The organism is Rubidibacter lacunae KORDI 51-2 (genome assembly GCF_000473895.1).
Lineage (GTDB): Bacteria > Cyanobacteriota > Cyanobacteriia > Cyanobacteriales > Rubidibacteraceae > Rubidibacter > Rubidibacter lacunae.
The window spans coordinates 42,159-60,477 of record NZ_ASSJ01000085.1 but is presented as its reverse complement, the minus strand read 5'-3'; the positions used below and the strand labels follow the sequence as shown (position 1 = coordinate 60,477).

The 18,319-nt window shown below is 56.7% G+C and carries 15 protein-coding genes and 1 pseudogene; 6 read left to right on the top strand and 10 right to left on the bottom strand.

The window, feature by feature from the left end:
* The 4 genes and pseudogenes from KR51_RS19990 to KR51_RS16585 all read left to right on the top strand — a co-directional run.
* Nucleotides 1-130, top strand: a pseudogene (locus tag KR51_RS19990) (photosystem II q(b) protein); the annotation flags it as partial.
* Nucleotides 131-987: 857 nt separating this feature from the next.
* A complete protein-coding gene (dnaN, locus tag KR51_RS16595) occupies nt 988-2,145 on the top strand; it encodes a DNA polymerase III subunit beta (RefSeq protein ID WP_040656616.1) in 1,158 nt (385 codons plus the stop codon).
* Nucleotides 2,146-2,315: 170 nt separating this feature from the next.
* Nucleotides 2,316-3,206, top strand: a complete 891-nt coding sequence (locus tag KR51_RS16590) for a ChaN family lipoprotein (protein ID WP_022609318.1) — start codon at nt 2,316-2,318, stop codon at nt 3,204-3,206.
* A 113-nt stretch (nt 3,207-3,319) separates the two neighbouring features.
* Nucleotides 3,320-4,246: a pentapeptide repeat-containing protein gene (locus tag KR51_RS16585; protein WP_022609317.1), complete on the top strand. Its 927-nt coding sequence runs from the start codon at nt 3,320-3,322 to the stop codon at nt 4,244-4,246.
* Nucleotides 4,247-4,478: 232 nt separating this feature from the next.
* On the opposite strand, the gene KR51_RS16580 is transcribed toward KR51_RS16585, so the two are convergent.
* The 8 genes from KR51_RS16580 to KR51_RS16545 all read right to left on the bottom strand — a co-directional run bounded on the left by KR51_RS16580 (nt 4,479) and on the right by KR51_RS16545 (nt 15,038).
* Nucleotides 4,479-5,672, bottom strand: a complete 1,194-nt coding sequence (locus KR51_RS16580) for an FtsW/RodA/SpoVE family cell cycle protein (RefSeq protein WP_022609315.1) — start codon at nt 5,670-5,672, stop codon at nt 4,479-4,481.
* A 286-nt stretch (nt 5,673-5,958) separates the two neighbouring features.
* A complete protein-coding gene (locus KR51_RS16575) occupies nt 5,959-6,162 on the bottom strand; it encodes a phycobilisome linker polypeptide (protein ID WP_022609314.1) in 204 nt (67 codons plus the stop codon).
* A 254-nt stretch (nt 6,163-6,416) separates the two neighbouring features.
* Complete coding sequence (gene apcB, locus KR51_RS16570) at nt 6,417-6,902, bottom strand: allophycocyanin subunit beta (RefSeq protein ID WP_022609313.1); 486 nt, start codon at nt 6,900-6,902, stop codon at nt 6,417-6,419.
* Between the two features lie 57 nt (nt 6,903-6,959).
* A complete protein-coding gene (gene apcA / locus KR51_RS16565; protein WP_022609312.1) occupies nt 6,960-7,445 on the bottom strand; it encodes an allophycocyanin subunit alpha in 486 nt (161 codons plus the stop codon).
* A gap of 462 nt (nt 7,446-7,907) precedes the next feature.
* Nucleotides 7,908-10,619, bottom strand: coding sequence for a phycobilisome rod-core linker polypeptide (locus KR51_RS16560; protein WP_022609311.1), 2,712 nt, complete (start codon nt 10,617-10,619; stop codon nt 7,908-7,910).
* Nucleotides 10,620-11,207: 588 nt separating this feature from the next.
* Complete coding sequence (locus tag KR51_RS16555; RefSeq protein ID WP_022609310.1) at nt 11,208-12,974, bottom strand: GldG family protein; 1,767 nt, start codon at nt 12,972-12,974, stop codon at nt 11,208-11,210.
* Nucleotides 12,975-13,034: 60 nt separating this feature from the next.
* On the bottom strand, nt 13,035-13,826 hold the full coding sequence (locus KR51_RS16550; RefSeq protein ID WP_022609309.1) for an ABC transporter permease: 792 nt from the start codon (nt 13,824-13,826) through the stop codon (nt 13,035-13,037).
* 81 nt (nt 13,827-13,907) lie between these two features.
* Nucleotides 13,908-15,038, bottom strand: coding sequence for an ABC transporter ATP-binding protein (locus KR51_RS16545; protein ID WP_022609308.1), 1,131 nt, complete (start codon nt 15,036-15,038; stop codon nt 13,908-13,910).
* A 223-nt stretch (nt 15,039-15,261) separates the two neighbouring features.
* On the opposite strand from KR51_RS16545, the gene KR51_RS17770 reads away from it, so the two are divergent.
* Complete coding sequence (locus KR51_RS17770; protein WP_232214642.1) at nt 15,262-15,810, top strand: hypothetical protein; 549 nt, start codon at nt 15,262-15,264, stop codon at nt 15,808-15,810.
* On the opposite strand, the gene KR51_RS16535 is transcribed toward KR51_RS17770, so the two are convergent.
* Both KR51_RS16535 and hemF read right to left on the bottom strand, forming a co-directional pair.
* Nucleotides 15,784-16,320, bottom strand: a complete 537-nt coding sequence (locus KR51_RS16535; protein ID WP_022609306.1) for a phycobiliprotein lyase — start codon at nt 16,318-16,320, stop codon at nt 15,784-15,786. The two genes, KR51_RS17770 and KR51_RS16535, sit on opposite strands and share 27 nt — an antisense overlap.
* Before the next feature lie 84 nt (nt 16,321-16,404).
* A complete protein-coding gene (gene hemF, locus KR51_RS16530) occupies nt 16,405-17,436 on the bottom strand; it encodes an oxygen-dependent coproporphyrinogen oxidase (RefSeq protein ID WP_156915170.1) in 1,032 nt (343 codons plus the stop codon).
* Nucleotides 17,437-17,741: 305 nt separating this feature from the next.
* Here hemF and KR51_RS16525 point away from each other — a divergent pair, with 305 nt between their 5' ends.
* Complete coding sequence (locus KR51_RS16525; RefSeq protein WP_022609304.1) at nt 17,742-18,242, top strand: SRPBCC family protein; 501 nt, start codon at nt 17,742-17,744, stop codon at nt 18,240-18,242.
* Nucleotides 18,243-18,319 lie beyond the last annotated feature (77 nt).

Below are 18,319 nucleotides of genomic sequence, written 5' to 3'. Positions count from 1 at the left end.
ACGTGTGGTGAGCACCTGGGCAGACGTGCTGAACCGTGCGAACCTGGGCTTCGAGGTAATGCACGAGCGCAACGCGCACAACTTCCCGCTGGACCTGGCCGCCGTGCAAGCGCCGGAAATCCTGGGCTAGGACCGTGCGAGCTAGCTTCCGCTAGCTGATGAGCCAAGCGCCCCCATTAGGGGGCGCTTTTTCGCATTCGTCCGGCAGTATCGCGTTTAGCTTGCAACCAGGAAGGTAGACGTCGATCGCGGGGTGCCTGCTTAGCAGGCAATCGTTACTCAGATGAGATTTCTGGGTCTTATCTGGGCTGCTTGCTTCACCAAGAATAAGGCGATTAACCGCTGACAAGCATTGATTACAATGCAAGCATGGAGTTTGGAACCGAGCGAGCTCGAGGAGCCTATTTGCGCCCGATCGCGTTCTCGTCCCAGTTGACTTTTCGGAGGCATCCCTGCGCGCGCTGGCGAAAGCACTGTTTTTTTAGGCGACCCGGCCAAGTACATGCCAACCACGTCATGCGGCCGCTCAATCCAGGCGAACCGGGAGCATTTTGGCGAACTGTAGATGAATCATCGTGCCGTCAGCATGTCGAGAAGGTGTTTAGCGATCGCTGCGATACTCACACTGCAGAGGTCTAGTTTCACGTTGCTGTCGGCGATCCGCCCGCGAAAATTCTTGCCTATGCCGAGCGCCTAGCGATCGCGCTGATTGTAATTCCAGCACGAGGAAAACTTGGTTGGCCGCGGTGGTTGTTAGAGCGGTATCCGAATACGTCTTACACCCGCACGCTGTCCCGGATTGGTGTGGCGGGAATCGCATACATAAGTGAGGCGCTACATATTGGCCATCACACGCGAACCGCAGCGATTGACGGCGGACGGTTGCCATCGCCTAATTACAACAGACGATCGCGCCCGGCCCCCACACTCGAGGGTTGCACTAAAATGTCGTTTGATTCGACGGCTACAGAAATATTCGACAAACAGATGAAACTGACTTGCAGCCAGAGCGATTTGAACGCGCACTTATCTTCGGTAAGCCGTGCGGTACCGTCGCGTCCCGCACATCCGATCTTAGGAAACGTGTTACTTGAAGCGGACGAAGCCGCTCAAACAGTAAAACTGACGGCGTTCGACCATTCCCTGGGACTGCAGGCTAGCTTCCCGGCACAAGTATCGGAGACGAGTGCGGTGGCGCTGCCAGCACGATTATTGAACGACCTCGTGGCGCGGTTGCCGGAAGGAGAATTAACGCTGTCGTGCGCGCCCGTTGAGGCGGACAAGCTTGAAGGTGGCGTTTTGGGAACAATCGTCCACACATCAGGGCGCTACCAACTGCGGGGAACGAGTGCAAAGGAGTTTCCCGAACTGCCGGCAGTTGCCGGCGAACCGATCGACTTGGAAGCAGCAATGCTTGCCGAAGGATTGGCGGCAACGTTGTTCGCTGCCAGTCCAGACGAAACAAAACAAGTGTTGACAGGCGTACATCTGACCCAGCCGGAGGGCGGGTTAGAGTTTGCAGCAACAGACGGACACCGACTGGTCGTTGTGGAGACAACCAGTGAAGAAGATGTACCGCCAAGCGCCGGACCAACCCTGGCAGTTACGATTCCGGCACGGGCGTTACGAGAGTTGGAGCGGATGTTGAGTTCGTGCGAGCCCGGAGAACGCGTGATGTTTCGGGCAGACGACCGACAGGTGGTGTTCGAATTCGGCAATCGCCGGCTGACCAGTCGCAAGCTCGACGGAGCGTACCCGGCGTATCGGCAGCTCATTCCGCAGCAATTTGAACGGCGGCTGACCGTCGATCGCCGCCGCTTGCAGAGCAGTTTGGAAGTAGCTTCGGTAATGGCAGATCAAAAGAACAACATTGTTAAGTTTTCGCTGGATAGCGCCGGCCAAGAGCTGTCGCTGTCGGTGGACGCACAAGACGTCGGTAATGCCCGCGAGTCTCTGCCAGCGCAGATTACCGGAGAAAGTATGGATATTGCTTTTAATATCCGTTATCTGATGGATGGGTTGAAGGTATTGCAGGCAAGCGAAGTACAAATTCAACTCAATTCATCGACACAGCCGGCGATCGTTACTCCTGTGGGCGGACAAAAGCTAACTTACCTCGTGATGCCCGTACAATTGCGCAAGTAACTCTTAAAAACCGCACGGTCTGCTAGGAACTGCACATGCTGCGTGGGTTGTCAGCGGACCCTTACAATCCCATTGGGTTGGCGCAAAATGAAGTGCAGTCAGCAATGGGGTCTGGTAAAAGTGAATTAACCGCAGCGCGCTAGCGGCGTCTCTCTACCTCATTTGCTGTCGTGAAGGTTGGTTATCTGCTCGCGATCGCCTTGGGTGCTGTTTGCCTAGGGACTCCACCTGCCTCTCAAGTGGCATCGCTGCCGCTTGCTGCTACCGCCGCGTCCGAAACACGCACGCAAATTTTGCAGGACCTTGCAGCGGCTAACATTATCTTCCTGGGCGAGCGCCATGCAAATGCCGAGGATCGCGCTGCCCAGCTCGAAATCCTTCAGGAACTATACGACCGCGACCCTAACCTCACAATCGGGTTAGAGATGTTTCAGCGGCCCTACCAGGCTTTCATCGACCGCTACCTTACCGGCGAAATCGACGAAGATGCCCTAGTGGAGCAAACTGAATATCGCGATCGCTGGGGGTTTTCGTGGGAGTCTTGCGCGCCTCTGTTGCACTTTGCTCGCGAACGCAACCTGCCCGTGCTGGCTTTGAATGCGCCGAGTGAAGTAACGCGCCAAGTTGCCCGTAGGGGATTGGCTAGCCTCGGTCCCGATGCCCGCGAATGGATTCCGCCCCTGAACGACATTCATACCGATAACGCTGGATACCGAGAATTCTTGAGCGAAGCCTTCACAATTCACGGCGGCAGCAGGGAAACGCCGGGTTTCGAGAACTTTGTGGCGGCACAGTCGGTTTGGGACGAAACAATGGCCGCGACAATTGCCGAGTTCTACCGCACCCATCCCGATACGCGCATTGTGGCAATTTCCGGTGCAGGACATGTTGTGTATGGCTCCGGTATTCCCGATCGTGTCGCGCGTCGGCTGAGCGACTTAACAGTGCTGCAAATGTCAGTGCTACCGGCCGGAGTGGTAGAGCCGCTGCCTGCATCCGATCGCGAGGCAATCGCTGACTTCATCTGGCCGGACGCCGGTACCGTTGACGCCGAGCCTTAACAGTCAAGCTCGGCCGGTTGCACATTGCTGGGTGCACGCGTTCCGCCGTGCTTGACTGGCTTCGCTCTCAACTTGCTTGCTCGTAACCCGATCCGCAGCCACGATACACAGCCATGACCCAACTGACAGCTGCTCAAGTATTAGAGAAGATCGCTGCCGGTGAATCCCTCACCCGCGCCGAACTCAGTCACATCAACTTGCAGGGACAGTCACTCGACCGAGCCAAGTTTCTGGGAACCTATCTACGAACCGCGGATTTCACGCGCGCCTCGTGTGTGGAATGTAACTTTCAGAACGCCGTCCTCATTCGCGCCAATTTCACCGAGGCAGTCCTCGTGCTAGCTAACTTGAGTGCCGCTAACCTAACCGTTGCCTGTTGCAAGCGTGCCAATCTCCGCGAGGCACTTTGTATTGATGCTCAAATGCACGGTATTCTGCTGGTCGATGCCGATGCTACTCGTGCCAATTTTGAAGGAGCGGATCTGACTGAAGCCATTGCGACTGGGGCTAACTTCAGCGGAGCAGCTCTGGCGCGATCGCATCTGGGGGCGGGTAACTTCGAACGGGCGAACTTTTCAGGCGCGAACTTGTACCGCGCCAACATGCGTGCTGCCATCCTGGACTCAACAAATTGGGATAAGGCCGATCTATCGGCATCTGTCTTGACCCAAGCGCAATTTACCAATGCCGATCTGAGTCGAGCGAGCTGCATTGGCGCATACCTACGTGCAGCAAAACTCATCGACACACATTGCCGTCAGACTGATTTGACCGATGCCAATCTTGAAGCAGCTTTGCTTAAAGATCTCGATTGTACGGATGCTTCGCTGTTTGGTGTCAATCTGGAGGGGGCGACATTGGAAGACATCAATTTTACTCGGGCCGACCTCCAAGATGCTAACTGCGAGGGGACGAGTTGGCACGGTTGCTTATTTGATGGGACTAAAGTTGACAATGCAGTGTTTACAGATGCCAAGGGATTGAGTGCCGAGCAACGAAAATACTTGCTAGACAATGGCGCTCTTAACGTCCCAAATTGACGTAAACAAAGGTTTAGCTAAAATAGCATCCATTTTTTTAGTGTGCCAAAATCTGATGGCTCTTTTCGAGACAATGATTTTTTTAGAGACGAAAGTCTTGAGTTTCGCCAAGTCTGCCCTTGTCTCATATCAAAAATTGTACGTGTCTAAAGGTCGTTCAGAGTGATTCGATATTTAATTGGCGCTGTTTCAAGAGTTTTTGGAGCTTCAAATCAAAAGTCGTTCAGGCTACTTACCGACCTTGCGGGTTAACACGCTCTGAGAATTGCGGACGATGTCTTATGGGAAGCGGAACGACTTTTGCTTCATTACTCTCGCGCGCCACGCGCACCAATAGCCCCGCCAGTAACAAGCTTGCAATGAGCGAGTTGCCACCGTAACTAAACAGTGGCAACGGTAACCCCGTCGTTGGTAGCGAGCCCGTTGCTACGCCAATGTTGATCAACGCCTGCCCGATCAGGAAAATCGTCGCTCCCATCGCAATCAGACGATGTATGGGTTGCCTTGCCTTCAGTGCAACCGCGAGTGCGAGGGTTGCATAACCCATCAGTAACAACAGCAGGCCAACCGTGCCGGCAAACCCGAACTCCTCAGCAAATACGGCAAAAATAAAGTCCGTGTGTTGAATGGGCAAGTAGAAGAGTTTTTGATGCGAAAGCCCCAAGCGCGTGCCCCAAGTGCCGCCCGAAGCGATCGCGAGCAAACTTTGAACCAACTGAAAGCCATCACCCTGTGGATCCGCCCACGGATCTAAAAATGATGTGACGCGTCGCCGCTGGTAATCCACCAAACTAATGCTGATCGTTGCCAGCGCTAAACCGCTCCCAGCTACTCCCAGCAAATACAACCAAGGAATTCCTGCCGCTAGCGCGATCGCCCAGAGTGACATGCCGCATAGCGCGGCGGTACTGAGATTCGGCTGAATCAGGATCCCGCCCAGTACCAGTGCAAAAATACATAGCCATCCCACACGCGATCGCCACGACAGCTGCTCCCACTCGCCAAACAGCCAGGCGCTCTGCAGGACTAAAAACGGCTTGATCGGCTCTGAAGGCTGAAGTGAAATTGGTCCGATCTCGATCCAGCGCATTGCGCCATTGACCTCAGTCCCAATACCCGTCAACTTCGTTGCAAAGATTAGCCCGCCCAAAACGATCGTGACGTAGGGTGCGATCTTTAATAGGCGCTCTAGTGGCGATCGTGCTACGAGGTTAAATCCCACCAACCCGGCGAATGCCCACACGAGTTGCCGCTTCAAAAAAAACAGCCCGTCACCTTGCTCCACCTGCGCTACTGGGTATGACGCCGAGACCAGCACCACTAGCCCAACACACAACCACAACAAAGTCAGCCATCGCAATAGGCGCGCCTCCAACGCCCAAGCCTGCACGCCGGTATCGAATACCGGAATCAAGTTTCTTAACACGATTATCCCTGCGCGACTCGCATCCCGCCCTTAAATCACACGCCCCGCCCGACACGACTGGTAAACGCTACCGACCGTTCCGCATCCAGCTCGGCCGTGCCGGTAATTGACACGAATTTACTGGGTTGGAATCGGCAATTTGCTACAAAACACAACAAAAAAGAGGTCGTAAATCGACCTCCTTGAAGGGTAGCAAACTCAACCAGTCGCACGCCGGCTGGTTGACGGGAGGCCGCCGCCGTCCTGCAAAAGCAGCAGCATATACCCGTTGCTCGTTTAACTGCTATTACTGCAAGCCCGCGTTCGTGCCTGGCTTGCCTGTCGCCAACTCGACTTTAACGATCTTACCGCCCATTTTCATGATGCGTTGCTGCTCGCGAAACCAGTTGTCGTAGGGTACGAGCTTCGTGAAATACGTGTTTTGCAACTCTCGCTGCGTCCGAATTCGAGTTTGACTGGGGACGCAAGCCGTTACGCGAAACATCCGCATGTGGATCTCTCCTTGCTGGGAAATGGTTCTATCTCAAAGACACTGAAATGCGGTCTACCGACCGCTGCTACGCACGACCGATCCCGAACACTCCAGCGCCGTGCGCCAGAAAAACAACGTTCGGGTGTCGTTGAGTCAATGCTAATCAGGCAAAACCCGCTGGTAGGAACCAACCGAGCCTTGCAACCCCTAGCACTCCCTCCCGACATCCCGAACGTTTCCGAACCGAGAAGCAGTCTCGACCGAGCGGGTAACTAGCTCAGACCCGAGCAGATGTAATCTAAGTACACGCCCATTTCCTTGCCGGCATCAGGACCGACCAAACCAGCGGTCACTTCCTTCATGGCTTGGATAGCCTGTACTGTCGCGTTGACGGGGACGCCCAGGGAGTTATAGGTCTCTTTCAAACCGTTGAGCACGCGCTCGTCGAGGATGGACGGATCTCCCGCCAGCATCGCATAGGTGGCATAGCGCAGGTAGTAGTCCAAGTCGCGGATGCAAGCAGCATAGCGACGGGTGGTGTACATGTTGCCGCCCGGACGAGTAATGTCCGAGTACAGCAAGGACTTTGCTACGGCTTCTTTGACGATGTTTGCTGCGTTCGCACCAATCACGCTTGCCGCACGCACGCGCAGCTGACCGGATTGGAAAAAGCCCTTGAGCTTGTCCATAGAGGACGTGTCGAGGTACTTGCCCTGAACATCAGCAGAGTTGATGACAGAGGTAATGGCGTCTTGCATTGCTCCGTTTCCTTTAATGATGGTCGTCTTAAAGAGACAGTCGTGTTCGTTGCAGACTTACTGCATCCGACCGACAACGTAGTCGAAGTAGGAACCAGCTTCCGCTGCATCTTCCATCGACATCAGCGAGGTAGCAACACCCTTCATTTCGCGCACGCTCTGAGCGACAGCATCGATGGGCGTTCCCAGCGACTTGTACATCTCAGCTACGCCCACCAAACCGATCTCTTCGATCGGGGTGACATCACCCGCAACCACGCCATAGGTGACTAGGCGCAGGTAGTAATCCATGTCGCGCAGGCAAGTTGCAGTCATTTCCTCGCCGTAGGCGTTGCCGCCGGGGGACACGACATCCGGACGCTTTTGGAACAGCTTGTCACCTGCTTCCTTAATAATGCGCTCGCGAGATTCGGTCAGCACTTGCGCGATGCGTAGGCGCTGCTCGCCGCCTTCAACGAACGACTTAATGCGATCCAGCTCGCCGGGGCTGAGGTAGCGTGCCTCAGCGTCAGCGTTGACGATCGACTTAGTGACGATACTCATCGATGGATTTCCTCCAACCCGTGGACTTGCACATATCCAACGCCCCAGGGACGTCGGGCAATCGGCTGCAAAAATAACAGCGGCGGACGCACCGTTGGCTCGTCAACCGCAGTTCGAGTGCGATCTGCCAGTTCTTATTGGCGCTTCCCGTAGTGCCAGAAGACACGTACTGAAGCACCCTGCACTTGAAGCATCCTGCAATCGTCTCGTGCAACATTGTGCGACATTTTACGTGCCGATCCCGAGCCGCTTTAATATATATTTACATTGCCACTCAGGTTCGAGCGAAAACTTAAAAAGCCCCCCAAGTCAACGTTGGTGGGAGGCAGGGACAATCCAATGTCCGACATTTGCACGCGAAAATTGGAGGCGATCGCAGGCAAATGGGTATAAAATGCGACATGCTCGTTGCAAATCTTAGAACCGGACGTCGTCGCGTGCCGACATCCGGTTTGTTTGCACCTAGAACTGGACGCCAATGCGCGAGGGAATCGGCGTGAAGCTCGGCACGACAACTTCGTTATCCTGCTTGGTGAGCTTGTTGTAGAGGGTTTGGGTGTTAGGGAAGTTAGCCGCAGGAAGTGTCGGATACCGCCGGTAAGGCACTACATCTTCGCCGAAGCTCTGGATGTAGTCGGGACTGTTGACCATGGCGCTGATACAGGCGCGTATACCCTGCGTAGCCAGGATCTGGTTGTAGAAGCGGATTTCCTCCTGGTCTCGCGGAGCCCGTCCGAGGAAGTGCTTGGTTGCTTGCTCGATGACCTTTGTATTCGGGTAGGGCGTGTAGAACTCTTTGATGTAAAGTTCGGAGCAACCCAAACCCTCAACAAACTCCTTGACTGTAATTTCGCCGTTACGGAGCTTGCTCTCTAGCTCGGAGAACTCGCTGCCGCCGATGACATAGGGCTCGACATCGCGCTCGAAAATCTGGCGGTAAGCAGCCCGGATTAGAACTTGAACGTCGGCCTTGAGAGCGCGATCGGTTAGCTTGAAGATCTTGGTCTGCTCGCGACGGACAGTCACGCCTTGGTTGACACGAGCGCGGACGCTGGGTTCGTTGCGCGTCTCGGATACGCTGCCGAGCTCGACGAAGCGCGGAGTTGTTTCCGGCGTGACCTGGGTACCCACATCGCGGCGCAGGTTGCCGGAGCGAGTCCGCAACTGCACTCCAGCCGGTGTCAGGTAGCGTTCGTAGGGCACGGTGTCTTCACCAAACGCTTCCTCGTACTCTTTGCTATCCACGATTTCGTCGATCAAAGCATAGAAGCCGCGCTTGGCACAAAGGTCGAAGTAGCTGTTGATCTCCTGTCGGCCATAGGTCGGGCGACCGAGCAAGCGGCGGTGAATGTATTCGACCGCTTTGGTAACGTAGAGCGACGTCCAATAGAGGTTGCGGTAGGGATCGGATTTTGCGATCGCACGGACGAACTCGCGCAACGTGAGCTCGCCGTTCTCTAACTTGCTTTCGGCAACTGTCTGTCGCTGTCCGTCATAAACGTCGCGCCCAAATACCTGGCGGTAGCACGCGCGAATGACAGCCTGGGTCGACGTTTCCGAGAACTTAACGCTAGCTTGGTTCGCACCGCTACTGTTGGCAGCCGGGAGTCGATCTAGGCGGAAGACCTTCGGGCCCAGCGTGCCTGGATTCAACCCGCGAGCTGCAGGATTGCTGTTTTGGTTGAAAATGCCCGGACCGCGGTTGATGAGGATGCGCTTAGTGTCTTTGTTGAAAGGTGCAGGACGAGTATCGGGATTGCGCGTCTCTTTGGGAAAAATTGCCCCGAACTGAATTTCCAGCGGGTCGTTACCGGAACCGTATACGTGTTGGTCGGGCAGCGGCTGCTCGTAGCGAGCAAAGGTGGTGATGAACTGCGGCACCTTGCGGAACGGCGCGCTGTAGTTCAACAAGTCCTGCTGCATGCCCCAGTTCCGGCATTCTTGGGCTTCCTGGCCCAGACCGCGCAAGTAAGGAACGGTTTCTTCGCCGAAATAATCCGAGTACTCCTGAGAGTCAACCAAAGCGTCGATCAGGGCAGGCAGTCCGCCCTCTGAGACGACTAGGAAATACTGCTGTACCTCCTCGCGGGAACTGGGACCGCGGCCGAGGAAGTGGCGGAAGGCTAGCTCGAGAGCGCGGCTGTTGATAAACGGTTCGAAGAACTGTCGCCGATATAGGGGCGACTTACCAAGCCGACGAACGAACTCGTGCATGGAGATGTCGCCGTTCTTAACCTGGGATTCCAGATAAGAAATTGACTGGCTATAGGCACGAGTGATATCGCGCTCGAAAATTTGGCGGTAGGCGGCTTTGACGACAGCTTGCTTCTCCAATTCCGAAAGTCCCGGCTTCATCGCAAACTTTGGACGGCGCTCGGCAGCATTGAAATAGCTTTGTGGTAGCTCCAGACCTTGCTTGTCACCTGCAGGGCGTTGGCGCAGTTTATTCGAAGGAGTGGCCGCTCGGAACTCGTCGATCAGAACGTCAAAGTATTCGACGACAATTGTCCGAGCCTCCGGCTGATCGCGGAAATAATCCTTTGCAGCCGCTTGCATCTCGCCAAGAGCGACCAAGGTGGCGTCGGTCGAGCAGGCATTCTCGATAACTTCCCGCAGCCCCCGGACGTTGACGGTAATGATGTTTGGGTCGCCCGCCACGATCGAATAAGTTAAGTAACGCAACATCCAAGAGAGGTCGCGCAACGACTTCTGCATGTTCTTGGGACCGTAGCGCGAGACGTTGATCGGGCGAAATCCGGGCGGTGTAGGCACGGTACTGCCTGAAGCACTGAGCAACTGGCGCAAACCACCGAAAATGCCGCCGCCGCTTTCGACGTAAGTTGTCGTTCCGAGCTGACGCGCTTTCTCATCTGATGCACTACCGGCAGCAGCCAGAGCCGGTTCGGCCTCTGGAGGTTTTTCCAGGTAGGCGAGAGGCGAACCGCCAGAGAAGATGCGGTTGGCAGCTCGCGACACGATGAGTTCGGATGCCGCGCTCAGGGTCTGAGCGATCGCGATCCGCAATTCGCCCGACCGAAAGTACGTATCCAATTCCTGCAGCTCACCACGCTCCAAGTAGCGATCCTGCTGCTCCGCCTGCACAACCGTCGAGAGGGGCACGGTTTGATAGAGTTGCGGGCGCGCTACTGAGCTTCCACCACTTGCCTTGATCATTGGTTTTTATTGCTCTCCCGTCGTCAACAAGTCAACAAAGTGTTACTGCGTCCCAGAAACCATTCCGGCAACTTACGTCCACGCTGCAGATTGGCAGCCCTTGCCGCAATAGGGACTCGTGCTTGACGAGCCACCGATCTCGCGGCCTGCCTACTACCGGATCCGAGATCGAACCAAGTGCTGAAACCTGAATAAGAAGGAATATTTAAGACTTGGGTCGCCTATCAGATTAGAACGTTTCGGCCTTCCTGAGGGGGAACGTAAAGAAGTATGTCAGCCTTCGGAACTGCTTCCGAAACCGACGGGAGTATGCGAAGTAAACGCGCGCGAGCACGCAGTTGCGTGCTTTTCGGAAGTTGTTGATTTCGGTTATCTACCCGCCCGCCATCGAGGGAGACGGTTTGAGACCAGCGCGATGTCGCGTGCGGGTTGCCACAAAACTTTACCTTTCGCAACATTTGATGGCGGTTATGAGGGCATTCTCCTGCTACTGCACGTGTCGAACAAAGGGTGCGCAACCTTGCGGTAGTGCAGCAGTGGCGGCAGGATCGGGCCGAGTCCGTGCGGAGTCGAGCAGCCGGAGCCGTCCTACTGTCGCAGCAGCCAGGCACTGACGGCACCAGCTATTCCGAGCAGCGGCATGAGCAGCAATGCCAGCCAGCCGATCGCTTGCGCCCGAGCGGGAGACAATTCGATGCGGCGATCGGTTTGTTCGGGGGGGCGGATGCTAAGCGGTTGGTCGCCGGCGTTGGTCAGCCACTCGATGGAGTTAAGGAAAACATCGCCATTGAGTTGCTGCTGAAACCAGTCATTCGTTGCAAAGGTCGAGTTGCCAATGGCTACCAGCCGCGCTTCGCCGCTCGGCGATCGCGACTCGTTTTCCTCGGCAGGGACTGCGGGAGTGGGCAATTTGCCGCCGTTTGCAGATGCCGGCGACTCGGCGGACTCCGTCCCACCCGCGTCTGGATCGACCGTCTCGGGGACAGTTGAATCCTGGGTCTCGGTCTCGGTGCTTTTTTCCTCCGTGAGAACTTCACCTGTGGGATCGGATGCATCCTCACCCAGATCGTTCGCGTCCCTGTCTTCGGAGAGTGACGGAGCGATAGCAGGAGGACTGGCAGCTTTGCTGAGGGCATAGCCCAACACCAGCGGACCGCGAGCGTCCTGTTCCGGATCGAAGCTCAGAGACAGCGAAGTTGGATCGCTTTCCGCCCAGGTTTGCTCCCCCGTGAACAGTAATGGTGATGCTTGGATGCCGCTATCGAGAACCGCTTCGGCTTCAACCGGACGCGCAATCGGATATATCGAAATATCGTTGCCGAATGCCTCGACAATGGGATGTTCGCCATAGTCGAACACCAGCGGTGTTTCGGGCCCCAACCCCACAACACTGCCATTCCCGGACACGTCTACAACCAGGCGATCGTCAAAGCGCACGCCCCACTCCTCGAGCAGATCCTCAAGACCGGCCTCGGTCTGCGGGTCCAGCATGACCATGACGCTGCCTCCCCCATCTAGGTAACTCTGCAGCGCCTGCACTTCGCCGGGAAACAGCATCCGCAGCGGGCCCGCCACCACCACGGCGTCGGCATCCTCGGGCACCGCCGACTTCACTGCTAGGCTTAGTTCCTCAACAGCAAATCCGCGCTCCTCCAAGGCCGCGATCGCTTGAGCGAGCCCGCCTTCATCGGCGCTGAAATTTGCCTCACCGTGCCCTTGCAGGAAAAACACAAGTGGCGTCGAGTCGCGCTGGATCTTGGCGATCGCGCCTGTCAAGCGCGCTTCCGATAGCGGTTCGGACGGTCCGAGGGTTTGAACGAGCGGTCGGGTATCACCGCGCTCGAGGTACACCTCACCGTCAGCCCGTACTTCAAACCGACGCGCCAAACCGGCCCGCCGTTCTGGGTCGGCAACTTCGTAGGAAAATTCTTCGCTGAGACGGGCGTAGTTATCGAGTAGTTCTTCAGTACTTTCCGTCGCCGAGCGCGCAAAAACCCAGACTTTTAAGGGCTTGTCAAGATTTTCCACAAGCTGTTGAGTTTGTGGAGACAAGGTGAAAAGCTGAGTTTCGGTCAGATCTAAGCGCGGACCGAAGCGTACGGCAAAGAAATTGAGCGCGCCGAGAATCGCCAGGATTGATACCGTCGCGATCGCCGCATTAGTGCCGGCCTGCAGGGATCGGCCCCAACCCATCCTTCCGATCGCGATTGTCCCGGCAACAATCAGGAGCGTGCCGCAGGCGATCGCCAAGACAGGTCCGGGGGTCCAACTGCCGCTAATAAAACCGGCAACTGTTCCGGCTGCGCAGGCGGCAGTGCCGACGAACGGTAGATAGCGTGCGTATTTAAATAGCATCCGTCGAATCTCGCTAATAGTCTGACTGAATGCGGGTAAGTGCGGGTGGGTAGCGCCAAGCTAGCGGCGGGAAAATCGCAGGGTTTCGATGTATTGAGCGGTTAGGAATACCCCGAGGGCGATATAGCTAGCAAATAGCGTCACGCTGCCGAGATCGAAGATGCCTTGCACTAGAGTGTTGTAGTTGTCAAGCAGCGAGAGGTGGGCGATCGCCGCGCCGGCCGGTCCGCCAACGCGGTCGGCGACGATGTCAATTAGCCACAAGAACAACACCAGCACGAAGGTCCCCACAGCTGCAAGCAACGTGCTTTCTGTGAGGGACGACACGAACATGCCCAATGACAAGATTGAGGCCGCCAACAGAATCAAACCAAAATGTCCCAGCAGCGGCACCTGGGGCGGTAGCGGCGGAGATGCCGCACTGAAGGCGATCGCCTCGTAGATCAACAGCGGTGCAACCATGGCCGTAAAGAACGTGACGACTCCGAGCAGTTTGCCCAAGGCGACCGTCCAGTTGGCGATCGGCGAGGTAGCCAGCAACTCCAGAGTGCCGCGTTTGCGTTCCTCGGCATATAGTCCCATGGACAGCATCGGCATCACGAAAAGGACTAGCGACCCCATCACGCCCAGAAACGCGCGCAGCAGCTCGTACGCCACATCGATCGGCGGGAGGTTGGCACCGAGTTGATCGCGCTGCGCCACCTGCTGGATCAAACCCTCGGGACCGAGGAGAAAAGCAACAAAGAAGAACCCCGACAGCAACCAGAAAAATGCTGCTATGAGGTATGAAAGGGGCGAGCTGAAATAGCTTTGCAATTCGCGTCGGTAAATAGCAAGTACGTTCGATAGCATCGGATTATCTGGTACGACAAGCGAGCGTGGATCCAGTCGGTCTAACAGGTCGAACTTACTTTAATGCGCCGGGTGCAAAAATCAGGTTGCTCTGTCATCCTCAGCGCGAGCGGTATCGTCCCCGGTCGCCATCGTCATCGAGCCAACCCCTCGGTCGGTGTCCGGCTCGGTCGTACCGCGCGCGCTTGGGTCGCCGGCGGATTTGGCGTCCGGTGCGATCGCCGCTGATTCGCTATCGATATCGCCGTCCAAACCACCGGCTTCACTATCAGCAAGGTTTTCGCGCGTGGTTAGCTGCAAGAATGCATCCTCCAGAGACGGACGCGTTCGCCGCAGTTCGTGCAAGCCCAAACCGCTCGTTACGATAGCTGCGGCAAGATCTTTGCCCGGCTCGCACTCGGGCGTGCAGCTCGCCCGCAGGCGGGAGCGCCCGTTGGGCAGCAACTGGACCGAGATTTCTGCAACTCCTGGGATTGCCTGAAGGTGCGGGAGGACAGCTGGCAAATCGCCGTCTAGTTCGATGTCATAGTCGTTGGCTTTGCCGCAGAGACGTGCTAGAAGGTTTTCAGGCTTGTCGGTTGCCACAACCCGCCCATTCGCCACGATCGCGACGCGATTGCAGGTCATGCTCACTTCGGGCAAGATATGCGTCGAAATAACGACGGTGCGCTCGCCGGCAAAGCTGCGAACCAAGTTGCGCACTTCGACGATCTGGCGCGGGTCGAGCCCGACTGTCGGCTCGTCGAGAATGATGACTGGCGGGTCGTGAACGATCGCCTGGGCAATCCCAACGCGCTGGCGATAGCCCTTGGATAACTTGTGGATGAGCTGATAGCGGCGGTCGGCGAGTCCGCAGCGCCCGATCGCCGAGGTAACTTTAGCCGCGCGATCGCCGGCCGGTACGCCTTTAATCCGTGCCACAAAATACAAATACCCCTCAACGCTCATATCAGGGTGCAGCGGTGGGGTTTCCGGCAAATAGCCAATGTGCTTGCGCACGGCCATGGAGTCATCGTGAACGTCGAAGCCGGCCACACGTGCCGTTCCTGTCGTTGCCGGCATGTAGCCCGAGAGGATGCGCATCGTGGTAGTTTTGCCTGCGCCGTTCGGACCCAGGAACCCGAGGACTTCACCCGGCTCAACCGAAAACGTCACGTCCCTGAGTGCTGGGGTGGAACCGTAAACCTTGCTTAGATGCTCGACTTCAATCATGGGCGATCGCGCAAATGATATGCGTGGGTCGTTCGCGAGTACTAGCGGTAGCTACTGAAGCTGTGAGAGATTCCGCAGGGATGATAGCACTCGCTGCGACTTGCGGACGGCGAGCCAATGAGCTCTCTGATATCGATATTACTCGCCTGTGCCGCAGGTGGACTGGAGTTCGGGCGCAAAGCAGGTTAAAATACACTATCTCCGCAAATGCGACAAGTCCTCTTTGACAATTCGCAGTAGGGGTGGCGAACCGGACAGTAACGATGGTCGCGCCACAGTCGGGGTGCAGCGAATGCAGAATACCATCATCGACTTCATCAGACACTACGGCTTCGACTTCCAAGGAACCACGGCTCCTAAGCTGGTTGCCGGTTGGTGCATGCGCTTCTCTACGGCTTGGACGCGCCTGGCAGCGATCGAGGCACTCTACCAGGGACGCTACAAAGCCGTTTCCATCGAGCAGATTCTGACAACCTGGGCGCGGAGCGGTCAAGCACGATGCCACTTTACGGGCGAATTCGAACGCATGGTTTGCCGCCACGTACTAGCCCCATCGCCGGAGGATATCGTTGATACTGACTTGTCAGCGAATCGTATCCCAGCACTCGAACTCCCACCGTACATCGATGCGGACACTACCGGCTGGGCAACCGGCGCTAACGGGGGCGATCGGGTCGAGCACTCTGTATCGGCTACCGCTCGCTCGCAGTCCTATCGCAAATTAAAGGCGATTGTATACCACTCATCAGGTGCCGACGCGCCGGATCTCTGAATAGAATGCCGCCTGCACGCGATCGCCGACGCGCTTGTGCACCGTCCGCATGCGCAAGTTGGAGTTGGCAAACCAGATGCGTTCTTCCCACAGCACGCTCTCGGTCGCGATCGTCAAGCTGAGAGCATCGGTCGCCAAGCGGTAGCTGCCGCTCGCCAGCGCATCGCTGCTGTCTAGCTCTCGAAGGTTGGCGTGCACGATCCGCCCCGTTTGTCCGGTAACATCCGGACCGTCGGCATCTGGTAGCAACAGAAGCAGCGCGCTTCCAGTTGCTTTAGGTTTAGCCGGATCGGGAGCGGTGTCCCAACTGGTTTTAACGCAAATCCAACCAGCTTCCGGCGCGATACCTGCTCGCTGACATAGCTGCGCCACCTGTGGGTCGCTCATCCCAACTAGCTCGGCAGCAATATCTGCTTTCCCGCTGTCGAGTGTCTGTCCGTCGATATCGTAGTGAGTGCGCTGGACGAACCACGTGCCAGTGCTTTGCTCGCAGAATTCCCTGATGTCCATGAAATAACGATTGTGAAGCTTGTTACCGCGTCCGCACAGCCTGCCGGACCGGGATCGCAGGCGGCCTGCCTGCTGCTCGGTTGCCTAAGTCGGCGACCAGGTTGCCCAATCTTGGGGCTTGAGAAAGGTATTGTAGAGTTCCGCTTCGGGCGAGCTCGGTTCCGGTTGGTATTCGTATTCCCAACGCACCAAAGGCGGGAGGGACATCAAAATCGATTCCGTGCGGCCGTTGGTTTGCAGACCGAAGATCGTGCCCCGGTCGTACACCAAATTGAACTCGACGTAGCGCCCGCGCCGATAGAGCTGGAACTGCCGCTCGCGATCGCCGTAGGAGCGATCGCGTCGCCGCTCGGCGATCGGTGTATAGGCTGGCAAGAACGCCTGCCCGCAATCTCGAACGAAGGCAAATAACTGTTCCCAGTCGCGCGGTTCTAACTCGCCCCGGCCCTCGCTGTAGGCTGCCGCCACACCCTCAGCGTGCGTACCGCGATAGAGCTTGCCGCGTCCGTCTTGGTAGTCGAAGAATATCCCACCAACACCCCGCGTTTCCTGGCGGTGCTTGAGGTAGAAGTATTCATCGCACCAACGCTTGAATGTCGGATAGTACTCGGGGTGGTGTGTGTCGCAAGCCTGCTGAAACGTGCGGTGAAAATGGGCGGCATCTTCGGCAAATGGATAATAGGGCGTCAGATCCGCGCCGCCGCCAAACCACCACACCGGACCTGCCTCAAAGTAGCGGTAATTCAGGTGAACTGTCGGGACATAGGGACTGTGCGGGTGCAGCACCATCGACGTGCCCGTGGCGTAGAATCCGTGTCCTTCAGCTTCGGGGCGTTGCTTGAGAATCGAAGGCGGGAGGCGATCGCCGAAGACTTCGGAGAAATTCACGCCGCCCTGCTCGAACAAATTGCCCGCACTCAACACCCGCGATCGCCCACCACCGCCGCCGGGACGCTCCCAGCTATCTTCACGAAAGCCGCGATCGCCGCCATCTAGAGTTTCCAAGGCTGTGCAAATTTCGTCCTGGAGCTGGCGCATAAATTGCCCGACACGGGTACGAGCATCGGTCGGCGGTGCAGCTGGAGTTGGGGATGTAGTTGTCTGGGTCGTCACGATTATTTTGCTAACGGCTATCTGAAACAAAAGCAAGCAATCTGAAACCGAATTGATGGCGCAGGCTCGGTGCGGGTTAGTTGCACTACATGGCTGCTACGAACTTGGCTGCAGCTAAAACGCAAGAAAAACCAAAGGAGGTTCCATAGACAACGCTACCGTGTCGATTGGGGTCTTGGGAGACAATCGCCATTCGTCGGGTAAATTTTTCCAAACACTTGCAAACCTGCCTTAAAGGCTGCCGCCACGATCGAGTGCATACCCTAGAATAAATTACCCGTTTGGGGCGCAACCGCAGGAGGCGCAGCGTGATTCTCAACTTTTCCCTCAAGTTATTTGCCCAGAAGGGGCAACTGTCCTGCCACTTTTCACTATTCAAAACGTATCGCGCGCTCAGCAATGCGCCCGTGGACGTTTTGTGGGAGAAACTCGTCAACCTCGCCGACGCCTCGTGGAACCCACTCGTCCGCCACACCAATGCACCGCGAGGCCTGCTAGCCAAGCCAGGGTTGATTTACCAAGTCGTCACGCGCCTGACGCCAATCCCCGTTCGCGTCTTTGTAGAGCGCGTTTGCCCCGGCGAACTGCTGAGCTTGCGCGTGCTCGCGATTCCGGGACTGGAGAATCGCGTTACGTATCGGGTAGAGTCCACGCTAATCGGCACCTTTGTTTCTTGTTCGATTACGCTGCGCGGGTGGCTATCCCCGCTGCTTTGGTGGATGATCCAACCCTACGCTGCGCGGGTGGCGGCAGCTCTAGCGCGCTCGGCAGAACGCGCTCTGGCAGGTGGTGAAGAAGCGTTGGCTTAGCCCTACTAGCAGCTGCATTCGACCTGCATTCGGGCAATGCTCAGAACGAATGGGGTTCGCCCGCGCCACAATCTTGC

Coding starts and splice junctions, on each gene's coding strand:
- dnaN (WP_040656616.1), top strand. CDS start 988: ATGAAACTGACTTGCAGCCAGAGCGATTTGAACGCGCACTTATCTTCG.
- KR51_RS16585 (WP_022609317.1), top strand. CDS start 3,320: ATGACCCAACTGACAGCTGCTCAAGTATTAGAGAAGATCGCTGCCGGT.
- KR51_RS16575 (WP_022609314.1), bottom strand. CDS start 6,162: ATGCGGATGTTTCGCGTAACGGCTTGCGTCCCCAGTCAAACTCGAATT.
- apcB (WP_022609313.1), bottom strand. CDS start 6,902: ATGCAAGACGCCATTACCTCTGTCATCAACTCTGCTGATGTTCAGGGC.
- apcA (WP_022609312.1), bottom strand. CDS start 7,445: ATGAGTATCGTCACTAAGTCGATCGTCAACGCTGACGCTGAGGCACGC.
- KR51_RS16560 (WP_022609311.1), bottom strand. CDS start 10,619: ATGATCAAGGCAAGTGGTGGAAGCTCAGTAGCGCGCCCGCAACTCTAT.
- KR51_RS16555 (WP_022609310.1), bottom strand. CDS start 12,974: ATGCTATTTAAATACGCACGCTATCTACCGTTCGTCGGCACTGCCGCC.
- KR51_RS16550 (WP_022609309.1), bottom strand. CDS start 13,826: ATGCTATCGAACGTACTTGCTATTTACCGACGCGAATTGCAAAGCTAT.
- KR51_RS16545 (WP_022609308.1), bottom strand. CDS start 15,038: ATGATTGAAGTCGAGCATCTAAGCAAGGTTTACGGTTCCACCCCAGCA.
- KR51_RS16535 (WP_022609306.1), bottom strand. CDS start 16,320: ATGGACATCAGGGAATTCTGCGAGCAAAGCACTGGCACGTGGTTCGTC.